General features: G+C 75.6%; 19 protein-coding genes. 7 read left to right on the top strand and 12 right to left on the bottom strand.

Going from position 1 to position 17,255, the window contains the following annotated elements; all coding sequences use genetic code 11:
- Positions 1 to 9 precede the first annotated feature (9 nt).
- The 3 genes from WCD74_RS24610 (at position 10) to WCD74_RS24620 (ending at position 2,584) form a co-directional block, all read left to right on the top strand.
- Entirely contained in the window at positions 10 to 642 is a 633-nt protein-coding gene (locus WCD74_RS24610; RefSeq protein ID WP_337697540.1) for a DUF4383 domain-containing protein, read from the top strand.
- A 74-nt stretch (positions 643 to 716) separates the two neighbouring features.
- Positions 717 to 1,598 (top strand): Rieske (2Fe-2S) protein, encoded by an 882-nt coding sequence (locus WCD74_RS24615; protein ID WP_337697541.1) that lies wholly within the window; start codon positions 717 to 719, stop codon positions 1,596 to 1,598.
- A 41-nt stretch (positions 1,599 to 1,639) separates the two neighbouring features.
- Positions 1,640 to 2,584, top strand: a complete 945-nt coding sequence (locus WCD74_RS24620) for an SDR family NAD(P)-dependent oxidoreductase (RefSeq protein WP_337697542.1) — start codon at positions 1,640 to 1,642, stop codon at positions 2,582 to 2,584.
- A gap of 138 nt (positions 2,585 to 2,722) precedes the next feature.
- Here the strand turns inward: WCD74_RS24620 and WCD74_RS24625 are convergent, their stop codons facing one another.
- Both WCD74_RS24625 and WCD74_RS24630 read right to left on the bottom strand, forming a co-directional pair.
- A complete protein-coding gene (locus WCD74_RS24625; RefSeq protein ID WP_337697543.1) occupies positions 2,723 to 4,345 on the bottom strand; it encodes a phytoene desaturase family protein in 1,623 nt (540 codons plus the stop codon).
- A 41-nt stretch (positions 4,346 to 4,386) separates the two neighbouring features.
- Positions 4,387 to 4,800, bottom strand: a complete 414-nt coding sequence (locus tag WCD74_RS24630; RefSeq protein WP_337697544.1) for an AAA family ATPase — start codon at positions 4,798 to 4,800, stop codon at positions 4,387 to 4,389.
- A gap of 37 nt (positions 4,801 to 4,837) precedes the next feature.
- Here WCD74_RS24630 and WCD74_RS24635 point away from each other — a divergent pair, with 37 nt between their 5' ends.
- Entirely contained in the window at positions 4,838 to 5,587 is a 750-nt protein-coding gene (locus WCD74_RS24635; protein ID WP_337697545.1) for an SDR family oxidoreductase, read from the top strand.
- Positions 5,588 to 5,654: 67 nt separating this feature from the next.
- Here the strand turns inward: WCD74_RS24635 and WCD74_RS24640 are convergent, their stop codons facing one another.
- Positions 5,655 to 5,870, bottom strand: a complete 216-nt coding sequence (locus WCD74_RS24640) for a CsbD family protein (protein ID WP_337697546.1) — start codon at positions 5,868 to 5,870, stop codon at positions 5,655 to 5,657.
- Positions 5,871 to 6,006: 136 nt separating this feature from the next.
- Here WCD74_RS24640 and WCD74_RS24645 point away from each other — a divergent pair, with 136 nt between their 5' ends.
- Positions 6,007 to 6,495, top strand: coding sequence for a nuclear transport factor 2 family protein (locus tag WCD74_RS24645; RefSeq protein ID WP_337697547.1), 489 nt, complete (start codon positions 6,007 to 6,009; stop codon positions 6,493 to 6,495).
- A gap of 4 nt (positions 6,496 to 6,499) precedes the next feature.
- Here WCD74_RS24645 and WCD74_RS24650 read toward each other — a convergent pair whose 3' ends face one another.
- From WCD74_RS24650 to WCD74_RS24680, 7 genes are all read right to left on the bottom strand, one after another.
- The gene (locus WCD74_RS24650; protein WP_337697548.1) at positions 6,500 to 7,177 is read right to left on the bottom strand and encodes a glycosyltransferase family 2 protein; all 678 of its coding nucleotides are present in this window, start codon (positions 7,175 to 7,177) and stop codon (positions 6,500 to 6,502) included.
- Positions 7,174 to 7,788, bottom strand: a complete 615-nt coding sequence (locus WCD74_RS24655) for a class I SAM-dependent methyltransferase (protein WP_337697549.1) — start codon at positions 7,786 to 7,788, stop codon at positions 7,174 to 7,176. The genes WCD74_RS24650 and WCD74_RS24655 overlap by 4 nt, the downstream gene beginning before the upstream one ends.
- Complete coding sequence (locus tag WCD74_RS24660; RefSeq protein ID WP_337697550.1) at positions 7,785 to 8,528, bottom strand: PIG-L deacetylase family protein; 744 nt, start codon at positions 8,526 to 8,528, stop codon at positions 7,785 to 7,787. Before WCD74_RS24660 ends, WCD74_RS24655 begins: the two co-directional genes overlap by 4 nt.
- The gene (locus WCD74_RS24665) at positions 8,525 to 9,484 is read right to left on the bottom strand and encodes an acyl-CoA dehydrogenase family protein (RefSeq protein WP_337697551.1); all 960 of its coding nucleotides are present in this window, start codon (positions 9,482 to 9,484) and stop codon (positions 8,525 to 8,527) included. The genes WCD74_RS24660 and WCD74_RS24665 overlap by 4 nt, the downstream gene beginning before the upstream one ends.
- A gap of 77 nt (positions 9,485 to 9,561) precedes the next feature.
- Positions 9,562 to 10,737, bottom strand: coding sequence for a zinc-dependent alcohol dehydrogenase (locus WCD74_RS24670; protein WP_337697552.1), 1,176 nt, complete (start codon positions 10,735 to 10,737; stop codon positions 9,562 to 9,564).
- Between the two features lie 42 nt (positions 10,738 to 10,779).
- Positions 10,780 to 11,592: an MBL fold metallo-hydrolase gene (locus WCD74_RS24675; RefSeq protein WP_337697553.1), complete on the bottom strand. Its 813-nt coding sequence runs from the start codon at positions 11,590 to 11,592 to the stop codon at positions 10,780 to 10,782.
- Complete coding sequence (locus WCD74_RS24680; RefSeq protein ID WP_337697554.1) at positions 11,589 to 12,218, bottom strand: protein-L-isoaspartate(D-aspartate) O-methyltransferase; 630 nt, start codon at positions 12,216 to 12,218, stop codon at positions 11,589 to 11,591. The genes WCD74_RS24675 and WCD74_RS24680 overlap by 4 nt, the downstream gene beginning before the upstream one ends.
- A 117-nt stretch (positions 12,219 to 12,335) precedes the next feature.
- Between WCD74_RS24680 and WCD74_RS24685 the strand changes: the two genes are divergently transcribed.
- A complete protein-coding gene (locus WCD74_RS24685; protein ID WP_337697555.1) occupies positions 12,336 to 13,751 on the top strand; it encodes an alpha,alpha-trehalose-phosphate synthase (UDP-forming) in 1,416 nt (471 codons plus the stop codon).
- 15 nt (positions 13,752 to 13,766) lie between these two features.
- On the opposite strand, the gene WCD74_RS24690 is transcribed toward WCD74_RS24685, so the two are convergent.
- Positions 13,767 to 14,072, bottom strand: a complete 306-nt coding sequence (locus WCD74_RS24690) for a hypothetical protein (RefSeq protein WP_337697556.1) — start codon at positions 14,070 to 14,072, stop codon at positions 13,767 to 13,769.
- Positions 14,073 to 14,261: 189 nt separating this feature from the next.
- Here WCD74_RS24690 and WCD74_RS24695 point away from each other — a divergent pair, with 189 nt between their 5' ends.
- Positions 14,262 to 15,521, top strand: a complete 1,260-nt coding sequence (locus tag WCD74_RS24695) for a hypothetical protein (RefSeq protein WP_337697557.1) — start codon at positions 14,262 to 14,264, stop codon at positions 15,519 to 15,521.
- Here WCD74_RS24695 and ilvD read toward each other — a convergent pair.
- Complete coding sequence (gene ilvD, locus WCD74_RS24700; protein ID WP_337697558.1) at positions 15,518 to 17,254, bottom strand: dihydroxy-acid dehydratase; 1,737 nt, start codon at positions 17,252 to 17,254, stop codon at positions 15,518 to 15,520. The two genes, WCD74_RS24695 and ilvD, sit on opposite strands and share 4 nt — an antisense overlap.
- Between the last annotated feature and the right edge of the window lies 1 nt (position 17,255).

The raw sequence follows: 17,255 nt of genomic DNA on the forward strand, positions 1-17,255 counted from the left end.
CCCATCGGCATGAGCGAGCGTTCCACGCAGTACGACCCCGCGACGCAGACCGACGCGCCCGGGCGCTCGTCGGTCCACGACCGCGCGGGCCGCTCCGCCACCGGCCCCTACGTCCCGTCGGGCCGCGACGAGCAGGGCAACCCGATCCCGTCGGTGCCGCACGAGGGGTTCCTGGGCCGGATCGCGACCTCGCTGCTGCTCGGGCAGAGCGTGGTGCTCGCCGTGATCGTCGTCTGGGCCGTCGTCGTCCTCGCGACGTCGGGCAGCCCGGCCACGGTGCTCAACCTGCTGATCACCCCGGCGCACGCCGTGCTGCTGGCCGCCACCGCGGTGCTCGGAACGGCGGCGGCCGTCAAGCGCCGGTGGTCGCGCCGGTGGACCGTCACCCAGGTGGTGCTCTACCTGGTGATCTACCTGATGGGGCTCACGGCCGGCGGGAACGTCCCGCAGCCGGGCTGGCTGCAGCTCAACGGCCCCGACCACTTCCTGCACATCGCGCTGGCGCTGCTCGGCTTCGTCATGATGATGCTGTTCAGCGCCCGGATCGTGGAGCCGCCGCCCGGGCCGGAGCCGTACCCGAACAACCGCACCGACGACCCCGGCGCGGAGGGGCAGCGCGACGACCGGGCCGAGCGCGGCTGATCACCAGGTGTGGTGGCGGGTCCTGCTCGGGCACTCCGGGCGGACCACCACCACACCGGAAGCGAGGGACGCCCGTGCGCCCTTTCGACGACATCGACCGGATCGCCCGCTCACAGGCCCTCGACCGGGTCGCGGCGCCTGCCCGTGACCTCGTCAACCGGGTGCTCACGAACCAGAAGGTCGCGGACGTGCTGCACGGCGTCCCGATCGGCCACCCGCTGCACCCCGCCCTCGCGCAGCTCAGCTTCGGCAGCTTCCTGTCCGCCGGCCTCCTCGACATCCTGCCGCGGACCCGTCGCCCGGCCACCGCGCTGATCGGGGTCGGCCTGCTCGCGGCGGGCCCCACCGCGGCGTCCGGCTGGGCCGACTACTCGCAGGCCCACGAGGAGCAGCAGCGTGTCGGCATCGTCCACGCCGCCGCGAACATCACGATGATCACCGGCTACGTCGCGTCCCTCGCGGCCCGGCTCCGCGGGCGGAGCACCCGGGGCGCGCTCCTGGGCTGGGCGGCGCTCGCCGCGGGGTCCGCCGGCGCGGTGCTCGGCGGCCATCTGAGCTACCACCAGGCCCTCGGCGCGAACCACGCCGAGGACTACCCGCACATCGGCCCGGAGGACTGGGCCGACGCCGGGTCGTTCACCGAGCTGCCCGAGGGCGAGCCGGTGGGTCGCGACGTCGGCGGGGTGCGCGTCGTCGTGGTGCGCCGGGGGGACCAGGTCGAGGCGCTCGGCGAGCGCTGCCCGCACGCCTCGGCGCCGCTGTCCGACGGCGCGCTGACCGACGCCGACGGCGACCGGTGCGTGGAGTGCCCCTGGCACGGCAGCGTCTTCCGGCTGCGCGACGGGCGGGTCATGCGCGGCCCGGCGACCGCGCCGGCCGCGGTGTTCCCCGCCCGGGTGCGCGACGGCCGGCTGGAGCTGCGGGTCGCGACGTGGCCGGGCGTGCCGGCGAGCTGACACCACGTTTGTCCCGGCGGGTCCGTCGTCCACCCGCCGGGATGACCCACCCGACGTCGCGACCCGGCGCACTGGTCCTCGGCGCGAGCCGCGGTCTCGGCCTGTTGGTCGCCGCCGAGCTCGGGCGCGCCGGCTACGACCTGGCCGTCGCCGCCCGCACCGGGGACGACCTCGAGGCCGCCCGCCCCGAGCTGGAGGCGACCGGAGCCCGCGTCACGACCCTGCCCGCGGATCTCGCCGAGCAGGACGAGGCGCAGCGGTGCGTGGACACCGCGGAGGAGGCGCTGGGTGGTCTCGAGGTCGTCATCGCGTGTGCCGGCGTCATCTCGGTCGGCCCGCTGGACGCTCTCACCACGGCGGACGTCGTCGGGCTGCACGACGCCGTCTTCCGGCCGGTCGTGTACCCGGTGCTGCGCGCGGCGGAGTCGATGCGCCGACGCGGGTCCGGGCGGATCGGGATCGTCAGCTCGGTCGGCGGTGCGGTGCCCGTGCCCCACCTGCTGCCCTACACGGCCGGGAAGTTCGCGGTGCGCGGCTTCGCCGAGGCGCTGCGCACCGAGCTCGCCCCGCACGGCGTCTCCGTGACGACGCTGATGCCCGGGCTGCTGCGCACCGGCTCGCCCCGCCAGGCGCTCGTCGCCGGCGACCGGGAGCCGGAGTACCGCTGGTTCGCGGCGCTGGACAGCCTGCCGGTCATCTCGACGAGCGCTCCGCACGCCGCCCGGCGCATCGTGTCGGCCACGCTGTCCGGGCGGGCCGAACGCTTCCTGACACCCGCCGCGATGGTCGGCGCACGGCTGCACGGGGTGGCGCCGGGGCTGACGACGCGGCTCTCGGGCGTGATCTCGCGGCTGCTGCCCGGCTCCGGGGAGGACCCGGGGGAGCCGCGTCCCGGCTGGACGCTGCCCGAGCAGCCGTCGTGGTTCCGGGCGCTCACCACGCTCACCCGCCGGGCGGAGACCGACCACCAGCCGGCGGACCGCTGAGCGCGGCGCCGCTCCACCGGTTCGAGCGAAGGGCACCTCCGGTCGACTAGACGGGCCATGGGCGCCCCTCGCCCGTGCGCACCCCCGACGAGCGAAGGGCCCCACCGCTCGATCTCGTCGACCGAACGGGCCCTTCGCTCAATCCGGCGACCCGTGGACGACCCGGTGCCCGGCCCGGATCAGCGCCGCATAGGCGGGACCCAGTCGACCCGCACGTGCGGTGGCCGCCTGCGCCGCGGCCGCCCCGGGACCACCGTGCACCGCACCGCCCGGATGGGCCGAGGCGCCCGCCAGGAACAACCGGTCGACCGGGGTGTCGGCACGACCGAGTCCCGGGGTCGGCCGGAACACGAGCTGCTGGTGCAGCCCCGCGGTCCCCGCCATCAGGGCGCCGCGGACGAGCCCCGGGTTCTGCTGCGTGAGGTCGTCCGGCTCGGAGACCGCCCTCCCGACGACGAGGTCGCGGAAGCCGGGCGCGTGCCGCTCGAGCCGAGCCTCCATCCGCCGCACGTGCGCGTCCACGGCACCGGGCTCGCGCAGCGCGTCGTGCGGCACCCGGGTGTAGCCCCACAGCGACTCGGTGCCCGCCGGGGAGCGCGTCGGGTCGGCCGTCGTCAGCTGCCCGAGGATCAGGTACGGCGTCGCCGGGACGCGTCCCGCGACGAGGTCGGCACTCAGGTCGACGAGCCCCTCGGTGTCCGCCCCGACGTGCACGGTGCCTGCCGAGCGGGCGCCCCGAGCGGTCCACGGCACGGGCTCCGACAGCGCCCAGTCGACCTTGAGCGTGGCGAGGTCGTACTCGAACCGGTCGAGGTCGTCGCGCATCCGGACCGGCAGGTGCTCGGGCCCGACGAGGTCGCGGAACAGGATCGGGGCAGGGACGTCGGCGAGCACCGCGTGGTCGGCGCGCACCGTGCCACCGGCGGCGTCGCGCACCCCGACCGCCCGACCGCGCTCGACCACCACCTCGGTCACGGGGCGCCCGACCTCGACCCGCCCGCCGCGCGTCTCCAACCGGGCGACCAGGGCCTGCGCGAGCGCGCCGGAACCGCCCACCGGGACCGGGAACCCCACGTCCTGCGCGAGCATCGCGAGCAACCAGCCGAACGCGGTGCTCCCGGCCCCGGACGGCGGGATGTCGGCGTGCATCGCGTTGCCCGCGACCAGCACGCGGGCGCCCTCCCCGCGGAACTCCTCGGCCCCGAACCGCACCGCGGGCAGGACCAGGCGCCGGATCAGCCGCAGCAGGTCCGGGGTCCCGACCTCGCGCAGCAGACGGAGCCCGCCCCGCACCGGCGGGAACGGCGCGAGCAGCGCCCCGAGCAGCGGTTCGCGCAGCTCCCGCCACTGGGCGAACAGCCGCCGCCATGCGTCCCCGTCGCCGGGGGCGAACGTGTCCACCGAGTCCGCGGTGACGTCGAGATTACGCGAGAGCACGGCGGCGCGGTCGTCGGGCAGCACGTGCGCGAGGGCGACCGGGGCGTGGCTCCACCGCAGCCCGTGCCGCTCCAGGTCGAGCCCGCGCATCACCGGCGACGCGGCGCCGAGCGGGTGGAAGGCGCTGCCCAGGTCGGTGACGAAACCGGGCGCGGCCAGCTCCGCACTGCGGGTCGACCCGCCCGGGGTGTCGGCCGCCTCGAGGACCCGGACGTGCCACCCGGCGTCCGCGAGCAGGTTCGCGGCGACGAGCCCGTTGTGCCCGGAGCCCACGACGACGGCGTCGGCGCGCTCGGAGTCGCCGGACGGGAGGGGGCTCGTCACGGTCGGCCGGATGACCCGGGTCGGGGACCGACGAAACCCGCTCAGGGGTGCTCGACGAGCTCGTCGAAGCCCTCATCGAGGACCGGGTCCTCCCACCGCGAGGCCGCGGCGTAGAGGCCCACCTCCGGCACCGGCTCGGCGCGCCGGGCGTTGCGCTCCAGCGACAGCGGGAGGTCCGGCCGCCACCAGTGGCCCACCACCCGCGCGCCGGCCTCCCGCGCCGTCGCGATCACGCCGGCGCGTTCCGCCGCCGAGGGCTGCGTGTTGTCGACGCACACCGAGCGGCCCTCGTCGAGCAGCGCGGCGAGCTCCCGGAGCAGACGCGCCTCCCGGTGCCGGGCCGAGCGCGGCATGGCGTCCTTCGACACGAGCGCGTGGGTGCCGGCCAACGTCGAGGCGTAGAACGTCGTCTTCCCACACGCCTGCAGACCGATGAGAAGGACCACCTCGAGCATCCGGTGAGTGGATCACGTCGGTCGGGGACCCGCCGTCATGACAGGACGACTGGACGGGACGACCGCGGTGGTCACCGGAGCATCGAGCGGGATCGGCAACGCCACCGCACGCGCCCTCGCCGCCGAGGGTGCACGCGTCGCGCTGTTCGCGCGGCGCCGGGACAAGCTCGAGGACCTCGCGCGGGAGCTCGGGGAGAACGCCGAGGTGCACGAGGTCGACGTGACCGACGCCGACGCCGTGCGCGACGCGATCGACACCGTGGCCCGCGACCGGGGCGGCATCGACGTCCTGGTCAACAACGCCGGGTACGGCACGATGGACCCGGCCGCGGAGGCCGACCTCTCCGAGTGGCGCACCATGGTCGACGTCAACCTCAACGGCGTCCTCGCCACCACCCACGCGGCGGTCTCGCACCTCACCGAGGCCGCGTCGGGACCGAGGGGCATCGCCGACGTCGTGACCGTCAGCTCGGTCGCCGGGCGCACCGTGACCGGACCGGGCAGCAACGTCTACGCCGCCACCAAGCACGCCGTGAACGCGTTCTCCGAGGCCCTGCGCCAGGAGCTCGCGCCGCAGCACGTCCGGGTCGGGCTGGTCGAACCCGGCCTCGTCGACACCGAGCTCACCAACACCGGCCGGCAGAACGCGCCGGACGCGTCGTCGGCGTCGGAGATGGGCGTGCTCGAGGCCGACGACATCGCCGACGCGATCGTCTACATCGTGACCCGCCCGCCGCGCACGGCGATCAACGAGGTGCTGGTCCGGCCGGTGGAGCAGACCCGCTGAACGACGAACGGGCCGTCCGTCACGAAAGATCGTGACGAACGGCCCGCTCGTGGCTTCTCGGAGCGCGCTACTTCTCCTGTGCGGACTTGCGCTCCGCCTGGGCGCGGGCCTGCTCGGCCTCCTCCTCCTTGCGGCGGGCCTCGTCCTCCTTGGACGCCTTGCCCTGCTGCGCCTGACCCTCGCGGGCCACGGAGTCGGCACCGGTCACGGCGCCCACGGCCTCCTTGACCCGGCCCTTGAGGTCCTCGGCGGAGGTGTCCTGGTCGCGGGTGTTCTCGGCCATCGTGGTCGTCCTCCTGACGTCGTTGCGAACGGCTCGGACCGGTGGCTACCCAGCGGTACGCCGCCGCCACACGGCCGATTCCCGACGACGGGTCGGTCACGTTTCGCGGGCCGCGCACGACGACCACCCCGCCGTCATGGCACCCGTAGCCGAGACCCAGTTGACCTCGTCCGTCGCCCGTCGGTTCGTCGACGCGCTGCGGGCGGTCGAGGACCAGGGCGACCCGGAGGCGATGGCCGGGCTGGCCACCGCGGACACCCGCTGGACCAGCTCGGGGGCGGCGCACTCGAGCACCGGCGCCGAGGGGGCCCGGGAGTTCTGGGACGCCTACCGGCGCGCCTACGGCGACATCACGTCGCACTTCACCACGGTCACCGAGACCGACTCCCGCGCGGTGCTCGAGTGGGTCAGCACCGGGCACCACCACGACGGGCAGCCGGTGCGCTACGTCGGGATCACGGTGCTCGACCTCGGTGACGACGCCGTCGACGAGGTCCGCCTGTACTTCGACACCACCGCGGCCCGCGCGGTCGCCACCGAGGGGTCCGGCGACGCGGAGGCGGCCGGGGACATGCTCGACGACACGACCGCGGCCTCCGGACGGAACTCCGGCCTCGCGCCGTAGCCGGTCAGCCCGCCTCCAGCTCCCCGAGGCGCGCGGCGAACCCGCCGCTCGCGCGGGCGATCCGCCGTCCGCTGGTGAGCACCGGGCTGCGGCGGGATCGGTGCACCACGCACCCGGCCGCGTCGAGGTCGGTCACCAGCGCGACGTCCTCACCGACGGTCAGCGGGCGGAAGCCGCCGACCCGCTCGTAGGCCTCCCGGCGCACGCCGAGGTTGGCGCCGTGCACGTGCGGGTGCGGGTCGTCGGCGGCGTCGTAGACGTCGCGGAACCAGTCGCGCGTCGTCGGCGCGTGGTCGTCCCAGTCGTCCACGTACACCGCCCCGACGCGCGCGTCCGCCCCCCGCTCGCAGGCGGAGAGCTGCGCGAGCAGCCAGTCCGGCGGCACGTGCGAGTCGGCGTCGGTGGTCGCGATCCAGTCGGGGACGACGCCGGGGCCCTCGAGCAGGGCCCGGCAGCCCGCCGCCCGCGCCACCCCGACGCACCGTGCGGCCACCGACACGACCTCGACGGCGTGCTCGCCGGCGATGTCGCGGCTGGCGTCCCGGCACGAGTCGAGCACGACGACCGTGCGGACGCTCGCGCGGCCGCGCACCCAGCGGGCGGCCCGCGCGACCGCGTCGAGGCAGCCCCCGAGCAGCTCCTGCTCGTCGTGGACCGGCACCACGACGCCGAGCACCGTCATCGCAGACCCACCCGCTGCGCGACCGAGCGCGCCGACGGGGGCACCCGGGCGTACACGTCCAGCCGGAAGTCGTCCTCGCGGTGCTCCGCGACCCGCCCCAGGCCCGGGACGACCGCGAGCTCGTCGTGCACCCGCCCCCCGTCCACCGGGTACTCCGGGGCCTCACGCACCCAGTGCACGGCGACGAGCGTCCCGCCCGGCTCGAGCGCGTCGACGACCGTCGCCCAGAACCGCTCCCGGTCCGCCCGTCCGAAGTAGTACGCCAGCTCGGAGACGACGACGAGGTCGAAGCGGCCGGGAGGGAACGCGTCGGTCCGCTCCACGCGGACGTGGTCGAACCCGGCCAGCCGGCTGCGGGCCCGCTCGACGGCGGTGTCGCTGACGTCGGTGCACACCAGCTCCGCGCAGCGTGGCGCGAGCAGCACCGACAGCGCGCCGCCGGCGCACCCGGGCTCGGCGGCGCGCCGGTACTCCGCCTCGGGCAGGGCGGCCAGCACCAGGGCCCGCTTGCGGTCCTCGTACCAGGACGACTCCAGGCCCCACGGGTCCTGCTCGCCGGCCCACAGGTCGTCGAAGTGGGCCCGGGGGAGGCTCGCGGCGTCCCCGCTCACCGCCACAGCACCTCGTCGGCGCGCAGCAGCCGGTCGAGCACCGGTGCCGGGAGGATCGCCGCGTCCGCGGGGTCGTCGGACAGCGGCGCGACCTGCGTCGTGAACCGCGCGACCGCGGCCCGCTTGGCCCGGCGCGCCGCGTCGTCGGGGACCACCGCGACCGCGCCGGCGGGATCGAACTCCTCCGGGCGCGCCCAGTGCCACCACCACACCGCGTACCGCAGCACCGGCACGCCGGCCGCCGAGGCGTCGGTGGCGGCCTCGGCGACGGCGTCGTGGTCCGGGTGACCGTCGCCGACGACGGGGGCGAGCAGCGTGTCCCCGGCGACGACGAGGTCGGCGACGGCGGCCGCCAGCCCGGAACGGTGCCGGCCCACCCCGCCGTCGGGAAGACCGGCCCGGACGACCCGCGCCCCGCCGAGCCCGAGCTCGCCCAGGGCCTCGCTCCGCTCGACGACGCGGCGCTCCGCGAGCTCGTCGGGGGAGAGGGTCGGGCTCCCCGGATGGCTGGCTTCGCCGTCGGTGACGGCGAGCACCGCGACCTCGGTGCCGGCGCGGGCCCAGGCCGCGAGGGTCGCGCCCGCGCCCAGGGTCTCGTCGTCGGGATGGGGCGCGAGGACGACGACCCGGCCGGGCGGCCGGACCGCCGCCGGGTCGACCCGCGGCAGCTCGTCCAGGACGCCCGAGGACTGCCAGCGCTCCTCCGAGGTCCCGGTCCCGGTCAGGTCCCGCACGGTCACAGCGCCACCTCCGGCTGGTCGACGGCGAGGGTGCCGAGCGTGGCGAGGTCGCGCTCGGCATGGCTCTGGCGGACGTAGACCTCGAGGTCGGCGACGTGCCGGGCGTGCGCGGCGTCGTGCGCCAGCGGGCCCGGTCCGGTCGCGCGTGCGGTGCTGCGCAGGGCGGTCTCGACGGCGGTCTCGACGGTCGCGCGCACGGCGAGGGCGCGGCGGCGGGCGGCCGGGACGCCGTCCGTGTCGGCGTCCGCGGCGGCTGCGGCGTCGCGCAGGACCGACGCGGCGGCGTGGAGGGCGGCGTCGACCCGGCCGAGGTGGGCGGCGTCGTGGGCGTCGCCGCGGCCCTCGGCGAGACGCGCGCGCAGCGGGCGTGCCGCGCCGACCGCACCGCCGAACCAGACCGCGGCGACCCCGGACGCGGCGTGCCAGAACCCGGGACGGTCGAGGTACTGCCCGGGCTCACCGACCGGCCGCGCCGGTGTTCCGTCGAACGCGACCGTGGTGGTGCCGGTCCCGGCCATGCCGAGGCCGACCCACGGGTCGGCGCCCGCCGTCACCGTCGGGTCGTCGAGCGCGACCGCGACCAGCCGGTCGCCGGCGACGACGAGCGCGTGGGTGCAGCGGTCGCTGCCCGAGCACCAGGGGACCGTGCCGTGCAGTTTCCAGCCCTCCGGGTCCTCGCGTGCGGTGACACCGGTGTGCCGGGCCTGCGCCGCCCACACGCCCCACAGCGAGCCGGCCTCCGGGGGCTCGCCGCCGAGCTGCCGGAGGATCCCGGTGGCGTCGAGGTGGGCCTCCGCGAGCCGGGCGGCGACGAGGTCGTCCGCCCCGGCCGCGGCGAGCACCCGCCAGGCACCGGGGGTGTCCCGCGCCCCGGCGAGCCGGTCCAGTGTCTCCGCGAGCGGGGCGCGGACCGGGTCGGGGAGGACGTCGAGCACGGCGTGCGGGTGGGCGATCACCGGAGGTGCGCAAACGCCTGTGAGTACTGATCCGTGTCAGGACACGGAAAAGTACTCACGAGGCGCAGCCACCTCCTCTACGGCTTCAGCACGACCTTGATCGCCCCGTCCTGCTTCTTCTGGAAGATGTCGTAGCCGTGCGGGGCCTCGTCCAGCGGCAGGGCGTGGGTCTCCAGGTCGTGGACGCCGAGCGGGTCGTCGTCGGTGAGCAGCGGCAGGATGTCCGGGATCCAGCGCTTGACGTGCGCCTGTCCCATGGCGAGGCGGATGCCCTTGTCGAACATCTGCAGCATCGGCAGCGGGTCGGCCATGCCGCCGTAGACCCCGGAGATCGAGATCGTGCCGGCGCGGCGCACCGCGTCGACGCACCCGACGAGGGCGGCGGTCCGGTCGACGCCGGCCACCGACATCAGCGGCGCGGAGATCGCGTCCGGCAGCTTCGAGGCGACCTTCTGCAGGCCCTGCGCGACCGGCGAGCCGTGCGCCTCCATCCCGACGGCCTCGATGGCGCAGTCCGTGCCGCGGCCGTCGGTGCGGTCCCGGATCGCGCGCGTGACGTCGGTCTGCGCGCCGTTCACGGTCTCGATGCCGTGGCGTGCGGCCATCGCGATCCGCTCCGGCACGGAGTCCACCGCGATGACCCGGAATCCCAGGTGCTTCGCGATGCGCGCGGCCATCTGCCCGATCGGGCCGAGCCCGAACACCGCGACGCTGCCGCCCTCGGGGATGTCGGCGTACACGACGGCCTGCCACGCCGTGGGCAGCACGTCGGAGAGGTAGAGGAAGCGCTCGTCCGGCGGGCCGTCGGGGACCTTGATCGGCCCGAACTGCGCCTGCGGCACCCGCAGGTACTCGGCCTGGCCCCCGGGCACCTGCCCGTAGAGCTTGGTGTAGCCGAAGAGCGAGGCGCCGCAGCCCTGGTCGCGGTTCTGCGTGGTCTCGCACTGGGCGTAGAAGCCCCGCGAGCACATCCAGCAGTGTCCGCAGGAGATGTTGAACGGGATCACCACGCGGTCGCCGACGGCGAGGTCGCCGGTCTCCGACCCGACCTCCTCGACGACGCCCATCGGCTCGTGGCCGAGGATGTCGCCCTTGTCGAGGAACGGTCCGAGCACCTCGTAGAGGTGCAGGTCCGACCCGCAGATCGCGGTGCTCGTCATCCGCACGATGGCATCGGTCGGCTGTTGGATCGTCGGGTCCGGGACCTCCTGGACCCGGACGTCGTTCGGGCCCTGCCACGTGAGTGCCTTCATGGACCGTCGGCTCCCCGATCCGCGGCGACGCGGAAACGGCGTCTACAGCGGGATCGTGTCGCCCCGCGCGACCAGGTCCACGCGGTCCGCCCAGCCGCGCCGTTCCACCTCGGCGACGAAGTCGGCGAGCGGGGATCGGAAGACGGTGTAGTCGTCGTAGTGCACCGGGGTGGCCCGCCGCGGCGCGACGATCTCCAGCGCGTCGGCGCCCTGCCGGCCGTCCATCGTCACCATCATCCCGCCCGGCAGCGTCGTCCCGCCCAGGTGCAGCACCGCCCGGTCCACCTCGCCGACGTGCTCGCGGATCGCCCGCAGGCCGTCGAACACGAGCGTGTCGCCGGAGAGGTAGATGCGCGCCGCCGTGCGGCCGCCGGGGGCGCGGAACTCCAGCAGGCTGCCCATCACCGGCGGCAGCAGGCGCTCGACCGGGCCGAGCGCGTGCCGCCCGGGCAGCGCGGTGACGGTGCACGTGGCGCCGTCCGGGCCCGCGAGGGTGTGCGACTCCCACGTCGCCAACCCGATCGCCCGCGGGAAGCCGTGCCGGGTCTGCAGCCGTCTCGAGGCGTGGCGGGTGGTGACGATCGGCGTCGAGCGCGGCAGCCGTCGTCGGGACTCCCGGTCCCAGTGGTCGCCGTGCAGGTGCGAGAGCACCACCGCGTCGATCGGCGTGAGCTCCTCGGGCTCCCACGCGGGGTCGGTGAGGCGCGTCGAGACGAGACCGTGGCCGAGCCACGCCCGCTGCCCGCGGTGCAGGAAGTTCGGGTCGGTGAGCACGCGCATCCCCGCGCACTCGAGCAGGCACGTCGCGGTGCCGACGAACGACAGCGTTCCCGACGACGGGTTGGGCCCGGTCACGACGGCACCGCCCCGCGCAGCGGGACGAAGCGCACCGGGCCCAGGGCCACCTCGCGGCCCCGCTGCCGCCGCACGAGCACGCCGTCGCGGTCCTCGCCGAGGGGACCGACGAGCACCCCGTCGGGCCGGACCTGGTCGAGGACGGCGGGCGGGAACTGCGGGCCGGTCGCGGTCATCGACACCGCCTCGAAGGGCGCGCGGTCCGGGGCGCCCAGGGCGCCGTCGCCGTGCCGCACCTCGACACCGGTGACGCCGGCCGCGGCCAGGCACCGGCGGGCGGTGACCGCCAGCTCGCCGTCGTACTCGACGCTCACGACCTCCGCGCCGCAGGCCGCGAGGACGGCGGCGGCGTAGCCGTGGCCGGTGCCGATCTCGAGGACGCGCTCACCCCCGACGAGCTCCAGCGCGGCCACCATGCGGGCCACGACGAACGGCGCGGAGATCGTCTGGCCGCCGCCGATGGGCAGCGGCGTGTCGTCGTAGGCCGCGTCGGCGAGCTCGGAGCTCACGAAGCGCTCCCGCGGGACGGCGGCCATCGCCGCCAGCACCCGGGCGTCGGTGATCCCCTCGTCGGCCAGACGGTCCACCATCCGGGACTGTCGCAGGGCCACGGTCGCGGCTGTCATCGCGCCTCCAGCCGTCGTTCGATCGGCGGCTGGGAAGTCAACCTGGTCACCGCGGGTGCCCGGTTCGCCGGGCAGCGACACGTGTCCTCCTGCCGCGGTCGTGGGTAGACGCCGCCCGTGCCCGAGTTCGTCGTCGTCGCCAACCGCCTGCCCGTCGACCTCGTCCGGGGGTCCGACGGCGAGGAGCGGTGGCAGGCCGCGCCCGGCGGTCTGGTGAGCGCGCTCGCCCCCGCCCTCGCGGACCGGCAAGCCGCCTGGGTCGGGTGGCCCGGCGTGCCGGACGCCGCCCCGGAGCCGTTCGCCGACGACTCCCTCGGGCCGGACGTCACGCTGCACCCGGTCCCGCTGGACGAGGCCGAGATCGCCGCGCACTACGAGGGCGCGGCCAACGCCACCCTGTGGCCCCTCTACCACGACCTCGTCGCCGCCCCCGTCTTCGACCGCGACTGGTGGGCGACCCACCGCGCCGTCAACCGGCGGTTCGCCGAGGCGACGGCGGCGGTGGCGTCCGACGGCGCGACCGTGTGGGTGCAGGACTACCAGCTCCAGCTCGTACCGCGGATGCTGCGCGAGCTGCGCCCGGACCTGCGCATCGGCTTCTTCCTGCACATCCCGTTCCCACCGGTCGAGCTGTTCCGGCAGCTCCCGTGGCGCCGGGAGGTCGTGGACGGTCTGCTCGGCGCGGACCTGGTCGGGTTCCACACGCCCGGCGGGGCCACCAACTTCCGGTGGCTCGCGGAGCGGCTGTGCGGCGCCGACGTCGACGACGCCCCGATCGGCCTGCGGACCGCGAGCGGGCAGGTGCACCTCGACGGGCGCACCACCCGCGTCGGCGCCTTCCCGATCTCCATCGACAGCGCCGCCTTCGCCCGCCGCGGCGCGGACCCGGCGACCGCCGAACGTGCCCGCGCGCTGCGCGCCGAGCTCGGGGACCCGACGACCGTGCTGCTCGGGGTGGACCGGCTCGACTACACCAAGGGCATCGGGGTGCGCCTGGAGGCGTTCGGCGAGCTGCTCGACGCGGGCCGGCTCGACCCCGCGACGACGGTGCTCGTGCAGGTCGCCACCCCCAGCCGCGAGCGCGTCGACGCCTACCGCCGCACCCGCGAGGACGTGGAGCGCACGGTCGGGCGGATCAACGGCGAGCACGCCGGCATCGGGCGGCCGGCGATCCACTACGTCCACCGGTCGCTGCCGCCCGACGAGCTCGCGGCTCTCTACCTGGCCGCCGACGTCGCGCTCGTGACCCCGCTGCGCGACGGCATGAACCTGGTGGCCAAGGAGTACGTCGCGACCCGGCCCGACGACGACGGCGACCTCGTCCTCTCCGAGTTCACCGGCGCCGCCGAGGAGCTCACCGAGGCACGCCTGGTCAACCCCCACGACCTGGACGGGGTGGCGGCCGCGATCGCGGACGCGGTGGCGGAGGTCGGGTCGGACGCCTCCCGACGGCGGATGGCCGCGCTCGGCGCGCAGGTGGCCGAGCACGACGTGACGCGCTGGACGGAGGCGTTCCTCGGCGCCCTCGGGTGACCTCCCGGTCCCGGGTCAGCGCCGCGGGAACAGGTTGCGGGCCGCGTCCACGGCGAGGTAGGCCTCCTCGCTCTGCCCGGCGGCGAGCAGGGCGCTGGCCGTGCGGATCGCCGCAGCCGCGCGGCCGTCGGTGCCGTCCTCGCCCGACTCGGCGGCCGCCTTGGCGCGTGCCAGCGCGAGCAGCAGTGTCCGGTCACGGCCCACTTCCGCGGGGTGGGTGGACATCAGCACCTCGGCGGCCTGCGCGGTCGCGTCGGCCAGGGCCCGGCGGGCCGGCCCCGAGCCGGCGGCCCGCGGGACGGAGACGTGGTCGATGGACATCGGGGTCCTCCCGTCGTCGTGAATCTCGACGGCTGGGAGGTCAACCGCCGTGCGGCTACCCCCGGCGTGCGTGGACTCACACGCCCGATCGCGACGTGTGCGTCCCGGTGTCGGCGGGCACACCCCCGGCCACAGCCCGTCGAGAACGACGCGGGCACTCCTGCACCACCACGTTCCCCGGAGTGCGCCGTGACGCTCGATACGCCCACCTCCCGCCACGCCGACGACGAGGTCTCGCTGGACGAGGCCGCCCTGACCCCGGACGGCACCGCCCCCGCGGACGGCACCCCGGTCACCGACGAGGTGTCCGTGGAGGCCACCGGGCCCGACGGGTCCGGCGACGGCCCGCACCGCGAGGTCGTCGTCGGGCTGCTGGCCGATCCCGGCCTCGCGAGCGACCTCGTGGCCCGCGTCGCCGAGGACCTCCCGGACGCCCTGGACGGGGCGGTCTCCGGCTACCGCTGGCGGATCGAGACGGCGGGCGGACCGGTCGGACTGGACGCCGAGGGACTGCTGCCGATGCTGCGGCGCGGGAGCCGCCTGCGCCAGGAGCACGGGTGGGACGTCGTCGTGCTCGTCACCGACCTGCCGCGCCGCGCCGGGACGCAGCCGCTCGTGTCCGACTACGGCTCCGACGAGGGCGTCGGCCTGGTCTCCCTGCCGGCGCTCGGCGCGGTGTGGCTGCGGCGCCGGCTGCGGCGCGCGGTCGTCGACCTCGTCGCGCACGGCCTGATCGGCCCGCGGGCCGCCGAGCCGGTCGACGGCCCCCGTCGCCGTCGCCACCTGTCCCCGCCGATCGCCCGGATCGCCTCGGAGGAGGAGGGCATCGACTCGCACCTCGCGCTGCAGGGCACGCGCGGGACGTTGCGGCTGCTCGGCGGGCTGGTGCGCGCCAACCGGCCGTGGCGGCTCGTGCCGTCGCTGTCGAAGGCGATGGCGGCGGCGGCCGCCGGTGCGGCGTTCGGCGTCTTCTACTCCAACATCTGGGGCTTGGCCGCGGCCCTGTCCCCGGTGCGCCTGGGCGTGGTCGCGGCGATCGCGATCACCGCGATGGCCGTGTGGCTGATCGTCGACAACGGCCTGTGGGAGCGCGCCGCCGCCCGGGTGCACCGGTCGGAGGCGACGCTGTTCAACGCGGCGACCACCGCGACGATCGGGCTCGGCGTGGCGTGCATGGCCGCCCTGCTGATGATCTTCACGACCCTCGCCGCGCTCCTCGTCATCCCGCCCGCCCTGCTGCCCGGGCCGGACACCTGGCCCGAGGTGGCGTGGTGCTACCTGCGCCTGGGCGTGCTCTCCGGGTCGATGGGGATCGTCGCGGGCGCGCTCGGCTCGGGGCTCACCAGCCCGGACGCCGTCCGGCAGGCGGCCTACAGCACCCGCGAGCAGCAGCGCCGGGCCCTCATCGACGAGGAGGAGCCGAACGCGCAGGTCGCCGACGAGGCCTAGTCGAACCCCACCACCGCGCCCTCGGCGGCGGAGCCGACCAGGCGGGAGTACTTGCCCAGCACGCCCGTGCGGTGCTTCGGCGGGGGAGCGGTCCACCCCTCGCGGCGGGCCGCCATCTCGTCGTCGTCGAGCAGCAGGTCCAGCGTGCGCGCGGCGAGGTCGAGACGGATGCGGTCGCCCTCGCGGACGAACGCGATCGGCCCGCCGTGGTCGGCCTCCGGCGCCACGTGGCCGACGCAGAGCCCCGTCGTCCCGCCGGAGAAGCGGCCGTCGGTGAGCAGCAGGACGTCCTTGCCCAGCCCCGCCCCCTTGATGGCGCCGGTGACCGCGAGCATCTCGCGCATCCCCGGTCCGCCGCGCGGACCCTCCTGGCGGATCACGACGACGTCACCGGCGTTCAGCGCGTTCGACGACACCGCCTCCATCGCCCCGGCCTCGCCGTCGAACACCCGCGCGGTGCCCTCGAACGACGCCGAGTCGAAGCCCGCCGACTTCACCACCGCGCCGTCGGGGGCCAGGGATCCGCGCAGGATCGTCAGCCCGCCCGTGGGGTGGATCGGGTCGGTCAGCGGCCGCAGGATCTCCCCGTCCAGCCCGGCCGGCTCCAGCGCCTCCAGGTTCTCCGCCACCGTCCGACCCGTCACCGTCAGGCAGTCGCCGTGGATCAGCCCGGCGTCGAGCAGGGCCTTCATGACGACGGGGACGCCCCCGACCCGGTCGACGGTGTTCATCATCCAGCGGCCGAACGGCTTGACGTCGGCGAGGTGCGGGACGCGGTCGCCGATCCGGTTGAAGTCGTCCAGGGTCAGCGGCACCCCGGCCTCGCGGGCGATCGCGAGCAGGTGCAGCACCGCGTTCGTGGAGCCGCCGAACGCCATGACCACGGCGATCGCGTTCTCCAGCGACTCGCGCGTGATGATGTCCCGGGCGGTGTGCCCGCGCTGCAGCATCCCCACCACGGCCTCGCCGGAGGCCCGGGCGAACCCGTCCCGACGACGGTCGGCCGAGGGCGGCGACGCCGACCCGGGCAGCGACATCCCCATCGCCTCGGCGGCGGAGGCCATCGTGTTCGCGGTGTACATCCCGCCGCAGGCGCCCTCACCGGGACAGATCGCGCGCTCGATCTCGTCGACCTTCTCGCGGGTGATCAGCCCGCGGGCGCACGCCCCGACCGCCTCGAAGGCGTCGATGATCGACACCTCCTTGCCGTCCACGTGACCCGGCATGATCGAGCCCGCGTAGATGAACACCGCCGCGAGATCCAGCCGGGCCGCGGCCATGAGCATGCCGGGCAGCGACTTGTCGCACCCGGCCAGCAGGATTGTCCCGTCCAGCCGCTCGGCCTGCACGACCGTCTCCACCGAGTCCGCGATGATCTCGCGCGAGACCAGCGAGTAGTGCATCCCCTCGTGGCCCATGGAGATGCCGTCGGAGACCGAGATCGTGCCGAACTCCATCGGGAACCCGCCGGCGGCGTGCACGCCCTGCTTCGAGGCGTCCGCGAGGCGGTCCAGCGACAGGTTGCACGGGGTGATCTCGTTCCACGACGAGGCCACCCCGATCTGCGGCTTCGAGAAGTCGTCGTCGGTCATCCCGACCGCCCGCAGCATGCCGCGCGCCGCGGCCCGCTCCAGGCCGTCGGTGACGTCCCGGCTGCGAGGCTTGACGTCGTGCTCGGTGGTGGTGGCCCCGACCGAGGGTCGAGCTCCGCTGCGCTCCGTCTCCGTCGTCATA

This window comes from Actinomycetospora aurantiaca, assembly GCF_037401875.1.
Taxonomy (GTDB): Bacteria; Actinomycetota; Actinomycetes; order Mycobacteriales; family Pseudonocardiaceae; genus Actinomycetospora; species Actinomycetospora aurantiaca.